Annotated in this window: 23 protein-coding genes; 8 read left to right on the forward strand and 15 right to left on the reverse strand. The window is 55.9% G+C overall.

The genetic code is table 11. The features are described from left to right. The first annotated feature begins 5 nt into the window (after positions 1-5). The 3 genes from CIK78_RS01265 (at position 6) to CIK78_RS01275 (ending at position 3,139) form a co-directional block, all read left to right on the forward strand. On the forward strand, positions 6-1,106 hold the full coding sequence (locus CIK78_RS01265; protein WP_096276467.1) for a zinc ABC transporter substrate-binding protein: 1,101 nt from the start codon (positions 6-8) through the stop codon (positions 1,104-1,106). An 18-nt stretch (positions 1,107-1,124) separates the two neighbouring features. Continuing rightward, positions 1,125-2,315, forward strand: a complete 1,191-nt coding sequence (gene ampC, locus CIK78_RS01270) for a class C beta-lactamase (RefSeq protein ID WP_096276469.1) — start codon at positions 1,125-1,127, stop codon at positions 2,313-2,315. A gap of 158 nt (positions 2,316-2,473) precedes the next feature. After that, the gene (locus tag CIK78_RS01275) at positions 2,474-3,139 is read left to right on the forward strand and encodes a cupin domain-containing protein (RefSeq protein ID WP_096276471.1); all 666 of its coding nucleotides are present in this window, start codon (positions 2,474-2,476) and stop codon (positions 3,137-3,139) included. On the opposite strand, the gene CIK78_RS01280 is transcribed toward CIK78_RS01275, so the two are convergent. Continuing rightward, entirely contained in the window at positions 3,136-3,504 is a 369-nt protein-coding gene (locus tag CIK78_RS01280) for a DUF6164 family protein (RefSeq protein ID WP_096276473.1), read from the reverse strand. The genes CIK78_RS01275 and CIK78_RS01280 overlap by 4 nt on opposite strands. 180 nt (positions 3,505-3,684) lie before the next feature. Here CIK78_RS01280 and thiM point away from each other — a divergent pair, with 180 nt between their 5' ends. The 5 genes from thiM (at position 3,685) to CIK78_RS01305 (ending at position 7,318) form a co-directional block, all read left to right on the forward strand. Further along, complete coding sequence (thiM, locus tag CIK78_RS01285; protein ID WP_096276475.1) at positions 3,685-4,494, forward strand: hydroxyethylthiazole kinase; 810 nt, start codon at positions 3,685-3,687, stop codon at positions 4,492-4,494. Further along, positions 4,484-5,107 carry a thiamine phosphate synthase gene (gene thiE / locus CIK78_RS01290; protein WP_096276477.1) on the forward strand — a complete coding sequence of 208 codons (624 nt, stop codon included), beginning with the start codon at positions 4,484-4,486 and terminating at the stop codon, positions 5,105-5,107. Before thiM ends, thiE begins: the two co-directional genes overlap by 11 nt. Continuing rightward, positions 5,104-6,024 carry a LysR family transcriptional regulator gene (locus CIK78_RS01295; protein ID WP_096276479.1) on the forward strand — a complete coding sequence of 307 codons (921 nt, stop codon included), beginning with the start codon at positions 5,104-5,106 and terminating at the stop codon, positions 6,022-6,024. The genes thiE and CIK78_RS01295 overlap by 4 nt, the downstream gene beginning before the upstream one ends. 80 nt (positions 6,025-6,104) lie before the next feature. Next, entirely contained in the window at positions 6,105-6,524 is a 420-nt protein-coding gene (locus tag CIK78_RS01300; RefSeq protein ID WP_225734361.1) for a DoxX family protein, read from the forward strand. A 56-nt stretch (positions 6,525-6,580) separates the two neighbouring features. Next, a complete protein-coding gene (locus CIK78_RS01305) occupies positions 6,581-7,318 on the forward strand; it encodes a class III extradiol ring-cleavage dioxygenase (protein ID WP_096276483.1) in 738 nt (245 codons plus the stop codon). Between the two features lie 7 nt (positions 7,319-7,325). Here CIK78_RS01305 and CIK78_RS01310 read toward each other — a convergent pair whose 3' ends face one another. The 14 genes from CIK78_RS01310 to rplF form a co-directional block, all read right to left on the reverse strand. Next, positions 7,326-8,201: a DMT family transporter gene (locus tag CIK78_RS01310; protein ID WP_255249079.1), complete on the reverse strand. Its 876-nt coding sequence runs from the start codon at positions 8,199-8,201 to the stop codon at positions 7,326-7,328. 81 nt (positions 8,202-8,282) lie between these two features. Beyond that, positions 8,283-9,677 carry a D-alanyl-D-alanine carboxypeptidase gene (locus CIK78_RS01315; RefSeq protein WP_225734362.1) on the reverse strand — a complete coding sequence of 465 codons (1,395 nt, stop codon included), beginning with the start codon at positions 9,675-9,677 and terminating at the stop codon, positions 8,283-8,285. 232 nt (positions 9,678-9,909) lie between these two features. Next, positions 9,910-10,296: a 50S ribosomal protein L17 gene (gene rplQ, locus CIK78_RS01320; RefSeq protein ID WP_096276486.1), complete on the reverse strand. Its 387-nt coding sequence runs from the start codon at positions 10,294-10,296 to the stop codon at positions 9,910-9,912. 39 nt (positions 10,297-10,335) lie between these two features. Then, on the reverse strand, positions 10,336-11,331 hold the full coding sequence (gene rpoA, locus CIK78_RS01325) for a DNA-directed RNA polymerase subunit alpha (RefSeq protein WP_009288137.1): 996 nt from the start codon (positions 11,329-11,331) through the stop codon (positions 10,336-10,338). A 140-nt stretch (positions 11,332-11,471) separates the two neighbouring features. Further along, entirely contained in the window at positions 11,472-12,092 is a 621-nt protein-coding gene (gene rpsD / locus CIK78_RS01330; RefSeq protein WP_096276488.1) for a 30S ribosomal protein S4, read from the reverse strand. A 12-nt stretch (positions 12,093-12,104) separates the two neighbouring features. After that, positions 12,105-12,491, reverse strand: coding sequence for a 30S ribosomal protein S11 (gene rpsK / locus CIK78_RS01335; protein ID WP_096276490.1), 387 nt, complete (start codon positions 12,489-12,491; stop codon positions 12,105-12,107). 52 nt (positions 12,492-12,543) lie between these two features. Then, positions 12,544-12,900, reverse strand: a complete 357-nt coding sequence (gene rpsM / locus CIK78_RS01340) for a 30S ribosomal protein S13 (protein ID WP_096276492.1) — start codon at positions 12,898-12,900, stop codon at positions 12,544-12,546. 124 nt (positions 12,901-13,024) lie between these two features. Further along, entirely contained in the window at positions 13,025-13,138 is a 114-nt protein-coding gene (gene rpmJ / locus CIK78_RS01345) for a 50S ribosomal protein L36 (RefSeq protein ID WP_008959154.1), read from the reverse strand. Between the two features lie 69 nt (positions 13,139-13,207). Beyond that, on the reverse strand, positions 13,208-14,539 hold the full coding sequence (secY, locus tag CIK78_RS01350) for a preprotein translocase subunit SecY (RefSeq protein ID WP_096276494.1): 1,332 nt from the start codon (positions 14,537-14,539) through the stop codon (positions 13,208-13,210). Then, positions 14,540-14,974, reverse strand: a complete 435-nt coding sequence (gene rplO, locus CIK78_RS01355) for a 50S ribosomal protein L15 (protein ID WP_096276496.1) — start codon at positions 14,972-14,974, stop codon at positions 14,540-14,542. Positions 14,975-14,977: 3 nt separating this feature from the next. Then, positions 14,978-15,160 (reverse strand): 50S ribosomal protein L30, encoded by a 183-nt coding sequence (gene rpmD, locus CIK78_RS01360; protein WP_096276498.1) that lies wholly within the window; start codon positions 15,158-15,160, stop codon positions 14,978-14,980. A 6-nt stretch (positions 15,161-15,166) separates the two neighbouring features. Then, the gene (rpsE, locus tag CIK78_RS01365) at positions 15,167-15,667 is read right to left on the reverse strand and encodes a 30S ribosomal protein S5 (RefSeq protein WP_096276500.1); all 501 of its coding nucleotides are present in this window, start codon (positions 15,665-15,667) and stop codon (positions 15,167-15,169) included. Positions 15,668-15,678: 11 nt separating this feature from the next. Then, positions 15,679-16,029, reverse strand: coding sequence for a 50S ribosomal protein L18 (gene rplR, locus CIK78_RS01370; RefSeq protein WP_008959159.1), 351 nt, complete (start codon positions 16,027-16,029; stop codon positions 15,679-15,681). A gap of 9 nt (positions 16,030-16,038) precedes the next feature. Beyond that, complete coding sequence (gene rplF, locus CIK78_RS01375; RefSeq protein WP_096276502.1) at positions 16,039-16,569, reverse strand: 50S ribosomal protein L6; 531 nt, start codon at positions 16,567-16,569, stop codon at positions 16,039-16,041. Between the last annotated feature and the right edge of the window lie 7 nt (positions 16,570-16,576).

Consider the following 16,576-nt stretch of genomic DNA (forward strand, 5'->3'; position numbering starts at 1 on the left):
TTTATATGTCGCTTAGCCATGTTTCATACCGGTTATCACACCGGTCGGCACGCTGGTTAGTCGGTGTTTCTGCCCTGTTGGCACTGCCTGCTGCCATGGCTAATGAGCGTATTCAGGTCGTGACCAGTTTCTCTATATTGGCGGACATGGTGGAAAACGTAGGCGGTGACCATGTTGAGGTAAGTTCCCTGGTCGCGGCCGATGGCGACGCCCATGTTTACTCGCCCAGCCCTGGCGATGCACGCTCACTGGCCGATGCCGATTTAGTCGTGTTTAACGGCCTGCTATTTGAAGGCTGGATGGAGCGGCTAATTAGCGCCAGCGACTACGATGGCGCCCTGGTCACCGCGACCGACGGCATTGAGCCCCTCTCTTATGCCGGACATGACGATCACGGCCACGATCATGAAGGACACGATCACGAAGCGCATGAGCATGAGCATGAGCATGAGCATGAGCATGCCGATCATGGCGACGACCATGCCGGTCATGATCATGGTGATGAGGACCCGCACGCATGGCAGGATATGCACCAAGCCGAGGTGTATATCGCCAACATCCGCGATGGATTAATCGCCGCTGATGCTGACAACGCCGATGCGTACCGCGCCAATGCGGAGCAGTATTTACAGGAAATAGCCGAGGTAGACGCCGAGATTCGTGCGCTAATAGAGGAAATTCCAGCCTCCACCAGTGTGATTACGGGTCACGACTCTTTTGGCTACTTCTCAAACGCTTATGGAGTTAACTTCCTGTCTCCAGTGGGACTTTCCACGGAAGCGGATCCTAGTGGCGCCAGCATGGCAGCGCTGGTAGACGTGATTAATCAAGAGAACGTTAAGGCACTGTTCCACGAGAACATGACCAACCAATCGATCATCACCCAGCTAGCTGAAGAAACCGGCTTGCCCATTGCAGGCACGCTGTACGCAGACGCGCTAGCCAGTGAAGGCGAGGCCAGCACGTATCTGGGTATGATGCGCCACAACGCTCGCGTGCTGCACGACTCGCTGGCAGAAGCAGGTCATGATGATCATGCATCTGACGACGATCACGATCATAGCCATGAGAATAAACACGACCATAGCGGTCACTCTCACCACTAATATCAGCAGGGTTCTGATATGCCTAAATACTTAGCAGCACAGATTAGTCTTCTTATGGCGGGCTCACTCTTACTCGGTAGCTCCGCCTGGGCGCATGACGGCGTGGATAACGAACGCATTGAGGCGCTGGTAAATAACACTATCGTACCCCTGATGGCCGAACATCGTATTCCCGGCATGTCGGTTGCGCTGAGCATTAACGGCCAGCCGCATTACTTTCAGTTTGGTAACGCCGACCTGGAAGCAGGCATAGCGGTCACCGAAGAGACGCTTTTTGAGCTTGGTTCGGTGAGTAAGATTTTCACTGCAACGCTCGCGGCTTACGCGCAGTCTAGCGGGGCGCTGTCGCTTTCTGATCGCGCAAGCCTTCATTTGCCGGCCTTGGAAGGCAGTGCCTTCGATGAGATCACGCTGCTAGAGCTGGGCACCTACACCGCCGGTGAGCTGCCCCTGCAGTTTCCAGACGCGGTCGATAGCGAAGAGGCAATGATCGACTACTATCGCCAGTGGCAGCCTGAGTCGGCCCCTGGCAGCCATCGCCTCTATTCCAACCCGAGCCTGGGCCTGTTTGGCTACCTGGCCGCACACAGCCTTGGCAAACCGTTCGAGACGCTGATGCAGGAAGATGTGTTCTCACCGTTAAGGATGGCGCACAGCTATTTTCAGGTGCCAGAAGAGCAGCAGGCAAACTATGCCTACGGCTACTCAAAAGAAGATGAGCCGATTCGGGTCAATCCCGGCGTGTTAGATGCACAGGCCTACGGTTTAAAATCGACCGCTGCCGACGTGCTGATGCTGGTCGATGCCAATATGGCTGAGCTGGGTGAGGCGGCTGAGACTGAGCGGGATGAGCCACTAAGCCAAGCCATGGCGGCCACGCGGATGGGCTACTTTAGCGTGGGTAACATGACCCAAGGCCTCGGCTGGGAAAGCTATGCGTACCCGGTGGCCCTTGAGGAGCTGCTGGAAGGCAACTCGGTTGAGATGGTGCTAGAAGCTAACCAAGCGAACCGGCTAAGCCCGCCGCTGCCGCCCCGCCAGAATGCGCTGTACAACAAGACCGGCGCGACTAACGGCTTTGGTGCCTATGTGGCCTTTGTGCCTAGCGAGCAAATCGGCATTGTGCTGCTGGCTAATCGCAACTATCCCAACGGTGCACGTATTGAAGCGGCTCATCATATCCTGACGGCACTGACCGACGCGCCCTGACGTATTCTTCACGCATGCTTTTAAGATTGCCGCCTTCGGGCGGTATTTTTATGCCGTCACCGCGCGTATCGCACCACTGAAAGTTGCATTCTCGGCTCTCGATAAGGAGACTAGCACCCCTTCCCCCTTACTTTACGTCCCCTGCGAAGAGCCTTCCTATGCGCCTAAACGCTGATTTTAGCCACTTTGCCTGTGTTACTCCGGAAGAGTATCAATGGGTCGACTCCCCCAGTCCGGGAGTAGAACGCATGATGTTTGACCGGATTGGTGACGAAGTCGCACGTGCGACTAGCCTGGTTCGCTACGCCCCCAACTCGCAGTTCGAGCGGCATACCCACGGCGGCGGTGAAGAAATTTTGGTGTTAGAGGGTGTCTTTGCCGATGAACATGGCCGCTACGCAGCGGGTAGCTACTTAAGAAACCCCGTGGGTACCGGTCATACGCCGCAGATTGGCGAGGAAGGCGCGCTGATTTTTGTCAAACTGCATCAGTTTGATCCTAACGACACGCTACAGCTGGCGGTACCTGCCCACCGACTTCCCTGGCAGCCTGATAGACGCCCGCGCATTGTCTACAAAATGCTGCATACCTATAAGCAGGAGCGCATCAGCCTAGAAAACTGGGCTGCGGGCACGTCTATTACGTACCCGACCCTGATGGGGGGCATGGAGTTTTTGGTCTTAGAAGGTACCCTCAGCGATACTGAGCAAAGCTACTCTGCGGGTACTTGGTGCCGCTACCCTAGCGGCGCGGCCCCGGCGCTCACCGCCGGTAGCGAAGGCGTCATGATGTATCTTAAACGCGGTCATTTGCCGGCCGCTTAGGCATGCGATAGACCTAAAAAAGGCAGCAGCGTGAGGGCGGCAATAAGCCCTACCGCTATCAGCACCAGCACGACTTGTACCGGGTGCGCGGCTAGGCGGCGCCACAGCGTTGCCGCCTCACCGCGCTCAACCGCTGACTGGTGCTCACGCTGCATGCGCTCAAAGCGCTCGGCTTGATAAGCGTTCAACGCAGCGGTCGCCGCTTCATGCTGATGTGGATTACGCAGCCAAATGGCATCGACACCCAAGCGGAAAAAGCCCGCCTGGGTTTCATAAGTATCAAAGCCGTGCGCTGCGAATAGATCGCGCACTTCCATCGCTTCCTCATCGGTCACGTGACGCAGCCGGAACAGTAGCTCAGCCATTGGTTTTCCTCATGTATCACTGCTTCGCAGATTGTTTCTGTGGCAAGTTTATAGGCTTTTATTACTCTAAGCCTGTCATCAAGCGCTGTCTTTCATGAATCTCGGTCAGCATTGATGATGAAGAATCGTTACCATGCTGGCCTTCAGCCAGTAACGCTGGCCGCTTTATAGGAACAGACCATGCCCCTCCGCCCGCTTGGCGATTATCTTGAGGCACTTCGCTCAGAGACACCGCTGGTTCACTGCATGACGAACTACGTCGCCATGAATAGCACCGCTAACTTACTGCTAGCCACGGGGGCCTCGCCCGCCATGCTGCATGCGCCTGAGGAAGTGGCTGAGTTCACCGCTATCTCTGCGGCACTGTCTGTCAATATTGGTACGATTTCTGCTCACTGGGCCGATGCTATGCTGATCGCTGCGGCTACTGCCGATAAATATGACATTCCGTGGGTGTTAGACCCTGTCGCGGTTGGCGCAACGCGCTATCGCCAAGCGCTTTGCACACGCCTGCTGGCCTTGAAGCCTGGCGTTATTCGCGGCAATGCTTCTGAAATTCTTGCCCTCAATGGCTTGGCCAGCCAAGGCCGCGGCGTGGATGCAACGGCCACCACAGGGCAAGCCGTCGAAGCTGCAATAGCGCTGGCACAAAAGCACGGCTGCGTGGTGGCTATGACCGGCGAAAGCGACTGGGTGACCGATGGCACACAGCATTATCGAATTGAGGGCGGCCACTCATTGATGCCGCATGTCACGACGCTAGGCTGCGGGCTGAGCGCACTAGTGGCCGCTTTTGTGGCCGCTAATCGCCAGGCGGCACTGGGTGCCACAGTGGCCGCATTGGCCTGTTTTGCCGTTGCCGGCGAAAGTGCAGGCAGCCGCGCGCAAGGCCCTGGTAGCTTTCAAGTAGCCCTTCTGGATGCGCTCTACCAGCTCACCCCTGCGGATCTCACTACTCATACTCATCTGGAGGCGGTCCATGTCGTTTGATCTGTCGCTGTATTTAGTCACCGATGCCGCGCTATGCCACGATTACGGATTGGAAAAAACGGTCGAAGCCGCGGTAAACGGCGGCGTGACGATCGTCCAGCTACGCGATAAGCACGCCAGCGACGCCCAGATGATTGCGCAAGCAAAACGGCTGAAAAGCGTACTGGCAGGCACCGGCGTACCGCTGATTATTAACGACCGCTTAACAGTGGCGCTAGAAAGCCAGGCAGACGGTTTGCACGTAGGGCAAAGCGACACCGCCGTGCAAGCGGCGCGGGCAGCTATGGGCGAGCAGGCGATTATTGGCCTTTCGATCAACACGCATGCCCAGCTGGATGCAGCGCCACTGACACTGCTCGACTATGTAGGAATCGGCCCGGTGTTTGCCACCGGAAGTAAGCAAGATCACGCGCAGCCAATTGGCTTTGACGGCTTAGCCGCGCTTGTCGCCGCATGCCGGCTCCCCAGCGTTGCCATTGGTGGGCTAAAGGCTGAACACGCGAACCATGTACGGCGCGCAGGCGCAGACGGATTAGCGGTTATTTCGGCTATTTGCGGCCAGCCTGACCCGGCTCAAGCCGCGCGGGCGTTTAAAACGGTAACAGCCTCATGAATCAGCTAGAGCATCTTGTTACGTTTGTGCGAGTTGCCGAGCTGGGTAGCTATACACAAGCAGCACAGGCGCTGGATCTTTCACGCACTCGAGTGTCGCGTCAGGTCATGGCACTGGAAGCATCGCTGGGCGCGCGGCTGATTCAGCGCACTACGCGACGCTTGCATCTCACTGAGGCCGGGGAGCGCTATCTGGCACGTGCTCAAAGCATTCTACAGGCGCTTGATGAAGCCGCCGCCGAGGTCGGCCAGGGCACCAGCGATGTGCGCGGGCAGCTGCGCGTCAATGGGCCCATGAGCTTCGGTACTCGTTACCTGGCCCCGCTGGTCGCTCAGTTTATGCTGGCGCATCCAGCGCTTGAAGTACGTCTCGACCTTAACGATCGCCGCGTTGATTTATTGGAAGAAGGCTATGACGTCGCAATTCGTATCGGCAGCCTGCCCGACTCCAGCTTAGTCGCCCGCCGTCTAACTCGCTGCCGCCTACTGTTTTGCGCCTCGCCGGATTATCTGGCCACCCACGGGGAGCCAGAGAGTATTCAAGCGCTGGCACACCACCGCTGCCTACGTTATCGCAGCGGCCAAAATACCGCGGACTGGCAGCTAGCCACGCAGCCCATCAGCGTTCGTGGCCCGTTGGAAAGCAACAATGGCGATGTATTAACCCACGCTGCAGAAGCCGGGCTGGGCATCGCTCAGCAGCCCAGCTTTTTAGTCACTGAGAGTATCGCCAGTGGCCGTTTAGTGCCTATTTTGATCGATGAGCCCACCGTGCGACTCGATGTTCACGCACTTTATCCCGCTCGGCGCTATCTACCTGCCAAAGTGGAACGCTTTGTCGAGCAGCTATCCGTAGCATGGGGCGACCCCCCTATTTGGGAACAACAGATCGGATTGTCGCAACCAGCGCAACAGTGATGTGCAATGCGCGCTGATTATCTCAGCAAAGTCTGGCGGTAAAGTAGCCCCATCGACCACCCTTGATGGAAGCGACTCATATGACCACTCTCTCACCGCCTGCGACAGCCACCTCTCTACAGCCTCATGCTATTTCGCTATTGCGCGTCGCGCTAGGCGTGATGGCTCTCGCCCACGGCTCGCTCAAACTGTTTGTATTTACCCTGCCCGGTACTGTCGGCTACTTTGAGTCACTTGGGTTGCCAGGGTTTTTGGCCTACCTGACTATCGCTGCGGAAATTGGCGGCGGCGCTGCGCTGCTGCTGGGTGTGTATACCCGCTGGGTGAGTCTGGCGTTGATTCCTGTATTACTTGGCGCCACCTGGGTGCACCTTGGCAACGGCTGGATGTTTTCTAATGCCGGGGGTGGTTGGGAATTCCCAGTATTTTGGACGCTGGCGCTGATAGTTCAAGCCGGCCTAGGAAGTGGGCGCGGGGTGTTAGATCGCCGCTTTGCCTGACGTTATCGCCAGCGCTTGCTTACCGCTCGCGCTGGCACTGCGATGGAGAGTCAATCATGTTACCTAGCCTGTTTATATCCCACGGCTCGCCGATGCTGGCGCTGAACAAAACGCCCGCTCATGCTTTTTTACGCGAATTGGGCAGGTGTCTCTCGCCTAAAGCCGTTATCGTGATATCGGCACATTGGGAGAGTTCGTCACTCAAAGTCAGCACCACCGCCAAGCCAGAAACGATTCATGATTTCGGCGGATTCCCACAAGCGCTATTCGAATGCCAGTACCCAGCTCCAGGCGACCCTGAGCTGGCCGAACGGCTGGCGCTGTTACTGGGTGCCGAGCGAGTAGAGCGTGGCATGGATCACGGTGCCTGGGTGCCACTTTCATTGATGTTTCCAGCTGCTGATGTGTCCGTCGTGTCACTATCATTGCCCGTGCATTGGCGTAATAGCGAGCTTGTCGCACTTGGAGAACAGCTGTCGGCGCTGCGAGAAGAAGGTATTTTGATTATCGGCTCAGGCAGCCTGACCCATAACTTGTATGAGCTGATGCCGATGGGCAGCCAAATGCCTACCTGGGTAGATGAGTTTTCAAGCTGGGTGACGACCCATATAGTCGCCAATGATCGTGACGCGCTGCTGCACTGGGAAAAGGCGCCGCAGGCCAATAGGAACCACCCTACGCCTGAGCACTTTCAACCGCTGCTTGTCGCGATGGGCGCCGGTAACGAGGCAACTCAGCTGCATCACAGCGTTGAGCACGGCGTGCTGGCGATGGATGTCTACCAGTTTGCTTGAGGGCAGATTAAGAGGTTGGGCGGCGTTTTAAGGTAGTCCGACGGTCGTAGTACGCCACGGCAATCCCACTGCCCACAATCAAGACGCTGCCCACCCACACCCAGATGTCCGGCATTTCACCCCAAAACCACCAGCCCAGTATCACTGCCCACAGCATGGCGGTGTAATCAAACGGCGCGGCGATGGCCGCCGGAGCAAACCGAAAAGCCAACGTGATAAACACCGTTGCCGCCACGCCAAGCACGCCCGATGCTATAAAGCCTGCCCAATGCCAAAGTTGGGGCATTTGCCACACCCAAGGCAGGCTCACCGCGGTCACTATAAACGGCACTAAAGTGACATAGAACACCATCGCCCAGAGATGCTCGCGAGCGCCGTAGCGACGCGCCGTAATCATCATCAGTGCATAAAACAGGGCGGCCGCTATCATGCTGAGCGTGCCAATGTGAAATGCACCCTCGCCAGGACGAACCACCACCAACACACCGACAAAACCCACCAGTGAGGCGGCTAGCACCGGCGGCGCAATTCGCTCGCCAAGCAAAGGCACCGACAGCAGTGTGACAAACAGCGGAGCGACAAAGGCAATCGCCGTCGCCTCAGCCAGCGGAAGCAGTGTTAAGCCCACGACAAAGAACACCATGGTGCCGGTATAAATCAAACCTCGAACGGCATGCATCCCAGGCCTTCGAGTGCCCAGTTTACGCAGCCCTCCCGAAAAATGGGCCAGCAGCGCAATCAGCGGCAGCGATATCAGCGTGCGAAAGAAAATAATCTGCAGGGGCGAGTGCACCTCACCAAGCCACTTGGCGACGGCATCACCCAGCGCTAGAAAAAAGACGCCGATACACATGCTGAGTATGCCCTTTAGCGACGTTGTCACCACAGCCTCCTGTTTATTAATCACCCAAAACAAAAAAACCCGCCAACGCAGATTGGCGGGGTGATATGCCAGTGAAATGCGCTATAAGCTGGCGTTAACCACCATGCAGTCCAGGCCTTGAGAGTGCAGCTGGCGGCATGCCTGACGCGCACGCTGCTCATCAAGCGCGACTAAGCGGGCACGGTAAACCGGCGTTTGACCAGCGATGGTATCTACTTCAACACGGCCACCAACGCTTTGGTCTACTCGCTGCGCCGCCTGCTGGGCAAGATGCCTTGCCTGCATTTCTTGGCTAAAGGCGCCTACCTGGATTCCCCAACTGCCACCGGCTTCAGATACCGAGGCCATCTGCTGCTCACGCTCAATAAAAGCCTGTAAGGGGTCATGCTGCGGCGCGGCTTGCTGTTCATTGGGGCGCTGTATACTCGACACATCAGCCAGCTGCGCATCGAGATCTCGCGCGGGCGCTGAAGACAGCGATGAAGAGGGAGCGGGCGACGGCACGGTTTCCACCACAGCTAACATCGGTTGTCGCTGTGCAGGCGGGGCAACAGGCTGGGGCGGCATCAACGCGGTGGGCCCAAACGTCATAAATTCCTGGGCGACATTGGTGCTGGCCATCCAGTTTTGCTGATCGCGTAACGATGCGCGCAAAAAGCTGCGGTCGAGCAAGTTAGCCATATGCGTGTCGCGAGACTGAGCGGAAAAGCCGCCCATCACCACAGCCATCAGCCGACGATTGCCGTGCACGGCCGTCGTCGCCACGTTAAAACCAGAGGCACGAATAAACCCAGTTTTAAGGCCATCAGCCCCGGGATAATCACGCACTAAGCGGTTGTGGCTGGTATGTCGGGTGCCACGATAAGTGAACTCTTGCAGGCCAAAATAATGATAGTACTGAGGAAAATCCTGCATAACCCGCACAGACAGCGTCAGCATATCGCGCGCAGTGGTCACCTGGCCGTCATCTGGCAAACCGGATGCATTGCGAAAGGTTGTGGCGTGCATACCTAATTCACGCGCTTTGGTCGTCATCATGTCACTGAAGCGTTCTTCGGTGCCGCCTAGCGCTTCGGCTATCACCGCAGCGACATCGTTAGCTGAACGCACCGCCAGTGCACGTATCGCCGTATCAACAGGAATAGAGCTGCCCGCCGCCAGCCAGAGTTTTACAGCAGGCTTAGCAGCGGCAACGCTAGAAACGGGCAGGGGCTGGTCAATACGCAGGGTACCCGCTTGAAGCGCCTCAAAGGTCAAATACAGCGTCATCATTTTAGTCAGCGATGCAGGATAACGCTGGTCATCAATATTTTCAGCATACAGCACTTCGCCATTATCCAAATCGACCACAATGCCCGCATAGCGCGGATTATCAGCGTGAGCGCTGGTGATCAACGACAGCATCAGTAGTAGCCCCATATTCACTGCCCATGCCGCCGATGCTTTACCGACAGCGTGTTTTACCCTCGCATACATGCCTGTGCCCCTTGCTCGTTATCAACGCGCTCATACTGTTCCACTACCTTGCCACACTCAAGGCGCAACGCAAGGCTTTCCCATGACGGCAAAGTAGTCATTATGGCTACCTATAATAGGCGCAGTATATACCCAGTTCGGTTCACCCAGAGAGTGTTAGCTGAGAGGTATAAAAAAACCGACCCAAGAGGGTCGGTTTTCATTCGCTATTCAAGACGCTAACGACAGAGGATTACTCTTCTGCTGCGGCTTCTTCAACAACGGGACGATCAACTAGCTCAACATACGCCATAGGCGCGTTGTCGCCGGTGCGGAAACCGCACTTAAGAATACGGATGTAACCACCCGGACGCTCAGCGTAACGCGGACCTAATTCGTTGAACAGTTTGCCGACCGCTTCTTTAGAACGCGTACGGGCAAACGCCAAGCGACGGTTTGCAACGCTATCCTGCTTAGACAAGGTGATCAGCGGCTCGATAACGCGACGCAGTTCCTTGGCTTTCGGCAGGGTTGTCTTAATGACTTCATGCTCGACCAGCGAGACAGACATGTTTTTAAACATTGCCTGGCGATGCGAGCTGGTACGATTCAGATGACGACCACTCTTACGATGACGCATGGTTGTAATTCCTTACCAAACTGGGACTCAAGTCGACACTCACGCGGAGGCCTTGTCGTCCTTCAGGCTTGCCGGTGGCCAATTTTCCAACCGCATGCCGAGGGACAAGCCGCGCGCCGCCAATACATCTTTGATTTCGTTCAAAGACTTTTTACCGAGGTTCGGTGTCTTCAGCAGCTCAACTTCTGTGCGCTGAATCAGATCACCAATGTAGTAAATATTCTCGGCTTTTAGGCAGTTCGCGCTACGAACGGTCAACTCAAGATCGTCTACGGGGCGCAATAGAATTGGATCAACGTGATCCTCTTCTTCTTCGACTTCCTGTTCTTTATCAGCTTCCAGGTCGACGAAGGCGGCCAGCTGCTCTTGCAGAATGGTCGCACTGCGACGGATAGCCTCTTCCGGATCCAGGGTACCGTCGGTTTCCAAATCGATAATTAGCTTATCGAGGTCGGTGCGCTGCTCAACACGAGCGGCCTCAACCGAGTAGGAAACGCGGCGGACAGGGCTGAAGGTGGCATCCAGCTGCAGGCGGCCAATAGCACGTGACTCTTCATCAGAGCCACGGGCGTCAGCCGGTTCGTAGCCACGACCCAGCGCTACCTTAAGCTGAATTTTCAGCTCGGCACCTTCATTGACATGAGCAATGACGTGGTCCGGGTTGACGATTTCGACGCTATGATCAAGCGCAATGTCGCCTGCTGTGACGACGGCTGGGCCCTGCTTGTTCAGCGTAAGCACCGCCTCATCGCGGCTGTGCATCTTGATCGCAACATCTTTCAAGTTCAGGAGGATTTCAATAACATCTTCCTGCACCCCTTCGAGCGCACTGTACTCATGCTCTACACCGGCAATTTCAGCCTCTACCACGGCACAGCCGGGCATAGACGAAAGCAGAATGCGACGCAGTGCATTCCCAAGGGTGTGACCAAATCCGCGCTCGAATGGTTCGAGTACGATTTTGGCGTGATGTGCGCTGATTTCTTCGACCTTGATGTCGCGAGGGCGGAGAAACTCTGTCACTGAACGCTGCATATGAACACCTTTCAGGCTGCCAAACGGATACTCAGTCTCAAGAGCATAGGCTCAAGAGCATGTACTCAAGAGCAACCGGACGGAGAGCTACGCTACCCGCCCGGGCTTCAAGAAGCAGACTCTTACTTAATTAACGCTGCTTACTTGGAGTACAGCTCGACGATCAGGTTTTCGTTGATGTCGGCAGTCAGGTCACCGCGTTCAGGCAGAGCCTTGAAAGTGCCTTCCATCTTCTTGGCGTCGATCTCGATCCAAACGATATCGCCACGGTTTGCCGCAATGGACAGTGCGCTTTGAATACGTGCTTGGTTCTTCGCCTTTTCGCGAATGGAAACAACGTCACCCGGCTTAACCTGATAGGAAGCCACGTTAACGGTACGTCCGTTCACGGAAATCGCCTTGTGGCTTACGAGCTGACGCGCTTCAGAGCGAGTCGAGCCAAAGCCCATACGGTAGACGACGTTATCCAGTCGGGATTCTAACAACTGCAACAATACTTCACCGGTCGCGCCTTTCAGGCGAGCAGCTTCTTTGTAGTAGTTGCGGAACTGTTTTTCGAGTACGCCATACATGCGACGTACTTTTTGCTTCTCGCGAAGCTGCAAGCCGTAGTCTGAAAGACGTTGACGACGCTGGCCGTGTACACCCGGGATTTGCTCGGATTTACACTTTTTCTCGAAGGGAGTCACGCCACTCTTCAAAAAGAGATCGGTGCCTTCACGACGAGACAGTTTGCACTTCGGTCCAATATAACGAGCCATGAATCTGTCTCCTTAAACGCGGCGTTTCTTAGGCGGACGGCAGCCATTGTGAGGAATGGGCGTCGCGTCTGTGATGCTTTGCACGCGGAAGCCGGCGGCGTTAAGTGCACGCACGGCGGATTCACGACCGGGTCCTGGGCCTTTAACCAGTACGTCTACGTTTTTCACACCATACTCGGCTGCAGCAGTTGCTGCACGTTCACTTGCTACTTGAGCAGCGAACGGGGTGCTCTTGCGAGAACCACGAAAACCCGAACCACCGGCAGTTGCCCAAGAAAGCGCATTGCCCTGGCGGTCTGTGATCGTCACGATCGTGTTGTTAAAAGAGGCATGGATATGCGCAATCGCGTCCACTACCTGCTTTTTAACCTTTTTACGGTTACTACGCGGGTTAGCCATGTTGATGTCTATTCCTGTCGTTACGCCGGCTCTCTATTAAAGAGCCTGCGTATTATTTGCGGATCGGCTTACGCGGGCCCTTACGGGTGCGCGCGTTAGTCTTAGTCCGCTGACCACGCAGCGGAAGACTACGACGATGACGCAGACCACGGTAGCAACCTAAGTCCATGAGACGCTTAATATTAAGCGTAACATCACGACGAAGGTCGCCTTCTACGGTGTACTTGCCAACTTCAGAACGCAGGGTGTCGACTTCTTCAGAAGACAGATCCTGGATCTTGGCAGTAATGGCGATACCGGCTGCTGCACAGATGTGCTCAGCACGAGTACGGCCAATCCCGAAGATATAGGTCAGCGAGATCGCCGCATGCTTGTTGTCCGGGATATTGACGCCTGCAATACGGGCCATCAGCTTACTCCGAAATTTGAGCGGCTTGCTCGTTTATTCATCTACAAAAGGCGCAACAGCATACCCCTTCATTTGCCCGAGGGCAAGGGGTATGCTGGCACCCGCTTAAAACAACCCAGAGGTATTAGCCCTGACGCTGTTTGTGCCGTGGTTCGCTGCAGATGACGCGGACAGCGCCATTGCGACGAATGATCTTACAGTTACGGCACATTTTCTTTACGGAAGCTCGAACTTTCATCGATCTTTCTCCAAAAACCGGCTCGCGGCTCGCCACCTAAACTAAATTAATAGGGGTGGGCGGCGCCTCTCAGCGCATGATACCGCCGCTACCGTAGCCTTTCAGGTTGGACTTCTTCATCACTGAGTCATACTGATGCGACATGAGATGCGATTGCACCTGGGCCATGAAGTCCATGATGACCACGACTACGATTAACAACGAGGTACCGCCGAAAAAGAACGGCACGTTCCACGCCACAATCAAGAACTGGGGCATCAAGGAAACCGCAGTGATATACAAGGCACCGAACAGGGTCAAGCGTGTCATGACCTTGTCGATATAGCGAGCGGTCTGCTCGCCGGGGCGAATGCCCGGCAGGAAAGCGCCTGACTTTTTAAGATTGTCAGCCACATCCTTGGGGTTGAAGACCAGCGCTGTGTAAAAGAAGCAGAAGAATACCACTGCCGCCGCGAAAAGCAAGATGTAAAGCGGTTGACCTGGACCTAATGCCTGGGATGCACGCTGCAACCACTCCATACCTTCACCGGCACCTACCCACTGACCAATAGAGGCCGGGAAGAGTAGAATACTGGAGGCAAAGATAGCTGGAATAACGCCAGCCATATTCACCTTCAAAGGCAGGTAACTGCTTTGGCCTGCATACATCTTATTGCCCACCTGACGCCGCGGGTAGTTAACCTTAAGGCGGCGTTGGCCGCGCTCAATGAAAACCACGAAAGCGACAGTGGCAATACCTAACACAGACAACGCTAACAGCGGCAGAACATTCCAGGCGCCTTCGTTACGGGCAAGCTCAAAGGCTTGGCCCACGGCACTCGGTAGCCCAGCGACAATACCCGCAAAGATCAGCAACGAAATACCGTTGCCGATACCCTTCTCGGTAATTTGCTCACCCAGCCACATCATAAACACCGCGCCTGATACAAACGTAACCACGGCGGTGAAGAAGAAGCTGAAGTCAGCGCTGTACGCGATACCTTGGCTAGCCAGACCGACGGACATGCCGGTAGCCTGGACAAATGCCAGTATCACCGTGCCGTAGCGGGTGTACTGGCTGATCTTGCGGCGGCCAGCCTCACCCTCTTTCTTGAGCTGCTCAAGATGAGGGGAGACCGCAGTCATGAGCTGCATGATAATCGACGCCGAAATATAGGGCATTATACCCAGGGCGAGGACACTCATGCGCTCCAGGGCACCACCCGAGAACATGTTAAACATGCCTAAGATAGTACCCTGTTGCTCCCTAAACAAGGCAGCAAGCTGGTCAGGATTGATACCGGGAACGGGAATGTGGGCACCAATACGGTACACCACGATGGCGAGGAGCACGAAGCGCAAACGCGCCCACAGTTCACTCAGACCGCTGCCCATCGCCGGCATTTTTCCTGACTTGGCCATTTAGTCCTCTACCTTGCCGCCAGCAGCTTCGATCGCTTCACGGGCACCTTTGGTGACCTTGATTCCGCGAACGGTAACTGCCGTTTTCAATTCGCCAGAAAGGATAATCTTCGCGTGTAGCGTAGAGTCCTTCAGCACGTTGGCTTGCTTCAATGTCGCCATAGTGACTTCGCCACCGGCTACTTTAGCAAGTTCGGCCAGGCGTACTTCTTCAGATACTAGTGATTTTGCAGACGTAAAACCGAATTTCGGCAAACGACGCTGCAAAGGCATCTGACCGCCTTCGAAACCAGGCTTGACGCTACCGCCACTGCGTGATTTCTGACCTTTGTGACCACGGCCACCGGTCTTACCAAGACCGGAACCGATACCACGACCAACGCGCTTTGCAGCGTGCTTGGAGCCCGGTGCCGGGCTTAAGGTATTAAGTTTCATGGATTACTCTCCCTCAACGCGCACAAGGTAGTTAACCTTGTTGATCATGCCGCGTACGGCTGGGGTGTCTTCCAGTTCAACCGTCTGACCGATGCGACGCAGACCCAGGCCTTTCATAGTGGCCTTGTGCTTAGGCAAAATGCCGATGGTGCTGCGGATCTGAGTAAACTTGATCGTTGCTGCCATGGTGTCTTACCCCGTGATCGCGTCGACAGACAGACCGCGCTTAGCGGCGATGTCTTCCGGTGCTTGCATGGAGGAGAGACCTTTAACAGTCGCTCGTACCACGTTAACCGGGTTGGTGGAACCGTAGCACTTGGCCAGTACATCGTGGACACCAGCGAGCTCTAGTACAGAGCGCATGGCGCCACCGGCAATAATACCGGTACCTTCGGAAGCCGGCTGCATGTACACCTTAGAAGCACCGTGACGGGCTTTAATCGGGTACTGCAGCGTGTGGCCAGCAAGGTTCACCTTGACCATGTTGCGACGAGCTTGATCCATCGCTTTCTGGATAGCGACCGGCACTTCACGCGCCTTGCCACGACCGAAACCGACACGACCTTTACCATCACCAACGACGGTCAGTGCGGTGAAGCCGAAAATACGACCACCCTTGACCACCTTGGCGACGCGGTTGACCTGCACTAACTTCTCTTGCAGATCACCGCTTTGCTGTTCGTTCTTCGCCATCGTAAAACCCTTTAGAATTCCAGGCCGCCTTCACGTGCGGCGTCGGCCAGAGCCTTGACGCGGCCGTGATACTTAAAGCCAGCACGGTCGAAGGCCACCTGGGTGATGCCTGCTTCTTTAGCGCGTTCGGCAATCAGTGCACCTACTTTAGAGGCAGCATCTGAGTTACCGGTCGCACCCTCGCGCAGTGCTTTGTCCAGCGTAGAAGCACTGGCTAACACTTTGCCACCATCCGGCGAGATAATCTGCGCATAGATGTGACGCGGGGTACGGTTGACGCACAGGCGATACACGCCCAGCTCGCGGATCTTTGCGCGAGCGCGGCGGGCACGACGGAGACGAGATTCTTTCTTCGCGTTCATAACCCTGCCTTACTTCTTCTTGGCTTCTTTGCGACGCACCTGCTCGTCGGCGTACCGTACACCTTTGCCTTTATATGGCTCAGGCGGACGGAAAGCGCGGATTTCCGCGGCGCACTGACCGAGCTGCTGCTTGTTCGCGCTTTTCAGCACGATCACGGTGTTTTTCGGCGTTTCCGCTGAGACACCTTCAGGCAGTTCGTAGTCGACCGGGTGCGAGAAGCCCAGTGAAAGATTGAGCGTCTGGCCCTTAGCTTGGGCACGATAACCGACGCCAACAATTTCGAGAGTTTTTGTGAAACCCTCGGATACGCCCGTTACCAGGTTCTGAACTAAGGCGCGGGTAGTACCGGCCATTGCCCAGCTCTTGGCAGATTCGCTCGGGGCGAAGGTCAGCTGGCCATCTTCTTGACCGACCACTACATCTGAGTGGATGGTCAAAGATAGCGTGCCCTGGCCGCCCTTGGCGGTCAGCTGGTCAGCATTGATTTTAATATCAACGCCGGCGGGCACTTTAACCGGATATTTCGCTATGCGGGACATTCCAGCC

It is taken from the genome of Halomonas sp. JB37 (genome assembly GCF_002332255.1).
GTDB classification, from domain to species: domain Bacteria; phylum Pseudomonadota; class Gammaproteobacteria; order Pseudomonadales; family Halomonadaceae; genus Vreelandella; species Vreelandella casei.

What these genes read in the sequence shown, in the direction of transcription:
- CIK78_RS01300 (WP_225734361.1), top strand. Translation starts at nt 6,105, where the DNA reads ATGACCACTCTCTCACCGCCTGCGACAGCCACCTCTCTACAGCCTCAT.
- thiE (WP_096276477.1), top strand. Translation starts at nt 4,484, where the DNA reads ATGTCGTTTGATCTGTCGCTGTATTTAGTCACCGATGCCGCGCTATGC.
- rplQ (WP_096276486.1), bottom strand. Translation starts at nt 10,296, where the DNA reads ATGCGTCATCGTAAGAGTGGTCGTCATCTGAATCGTACCAGCTCGCAT.
- thiM (WP_096276475.1), top strand. Translation starts at nt 3,685, where the DNA reads ATGCCCCTCCGCCCGCTTGGCGATTATCTTGAGGCACTTCGCTCAGAG.
- rpmD (WP_096276498.1), bottom strand. Translation starts at nt 15,160, where the DNA reads ATGGCAGCAACGATCAAGTTTACTCAGATCCGCAGCACCATCGGCATT.
- rpsK (WP_096276490.1), bottom strand. Translation starts at nt 12,491, where the DNA reads ATGGCTAACCCGCGTAGTAACCGTAAAAAGGTTAAAAAGCAGGTAGTG.
- rplR (WP_008959159.1), bottom strand. Translation starts at nt 16,029, where the DNA reads ATGAACGCGAAGAAAGAATCTCGTCTCCGTCGTGCCCGCCGCGCTCGC.
- rplF (WP_096276502.1), bottom strand. Translation starts at nt 16,569, where the DNA reads ATGTCCCGCATAGCGAAATATCCGGTTAAAGTGCCCGCCGGCGTTGAT.
- rpsM (WP_096276492.1), bottom strand. Translation starts at nt 12,900, where the DNA reads ATGGCCCGTATTGCAGGCGTCAATATCCCGGACAACAAGCATGCGGCG.
- CIK78_RS01295 (WP_096276479.1), top strand. Translation starts at nt 5,104, where the DNA reads ATGAATCAGCTAGAGCATCTTGTTACGTTTGTGCGAGTTGCCGAGCTG.
- rpsE (WP_096276500.1), bottom strand. Translation starts at nt 15,667, where the DNA reads ATGGCGAAGAACGAACAGCAAAGCGGTGATCTGCAAGAGAAGTTAGTG.
- rpsD (WP_096276488.1), bottom strand. Translation starts at nt 12,092, where the DNA reads ATGGCTCGTTATATTGGACCGAAGTGCAAACTGTCTCGTCGTGAAGGC.
- rpmJ (WP_008959154.1), bottom strand. Translation starts at nt 13,138, where the DNA reads ATGAAAGTTCGAGCTTCCGTAAAGAAAATGTGCCGTAACTGTAAGATC.
- CIK78_RS01280 (WP_096276473.1), bottom strand. Translation starts at nt 3,504, where the DNA reads ATGGCTGAGCTACTGTTCCGGCTGCGTCACGTGACCGATGAGGAAGCG.
- CIK78_RS01305 (WP_096276483.1), top strand. Translation starts at nt 6,581, where the DNA reads ATGTTACCTAGCCTGTTTATATCCCACGGCTCGCCGATGCTGGCGCTG.
- secY (WP_096276494.1), bottom strand. Translation starts at nt 14,539, where the DNA reads ATGGCCAAGTCAGGAAAAATGCCGGCGATGGGCAGCGGTCTGAGTGAA.
- ampC (WP_096276469.1), top strand. Translation starts at nt 1,125, where the DNA reads ATGCCTAAATACTTAGCAGCACAGATTAGTCTTCTTATGGCGGGCTCA.
- CIK78_RS01275 (WP_096276471.1), top strand. Translation starts at nt 2,474, where the DNA reads ATGCGCCTAAACGCTGATTTTAGCCACTTTGCCTGTGTTACTCCGGAA.
- CIK78_RS01315 (WP_225734362.1), bottom strand. Translation starts at nt 9,677, where the DNA reads ATGTATGCGAGGGTAAAACACGCTGTCGGTAAAGCATCGGCGGCATGG.
- CIK78_RS01265 (WP_096276467.1), top strand. Translation starts at nt 6, where the DNA reads ATGTCGCTTAGCCATGTTTCATACCGGTTATCACACCGGTCGGCACGC.
- rplO (WP_096276496.1), bottom strand. Translation starts at nt 14,974, where the DNA reads ATGAAACTTAATACCTTAAGCCCGGCACCGGGCTCCAAGCACGCTGCA.
- rpoA (WP_009288137.1), bottom strand. Translation starts at nt 11,331, where the DNA reads ATGCAGCGTTCAGTGACAGAGTTTCTCCGCCCTCGCGACATCAAGGTC.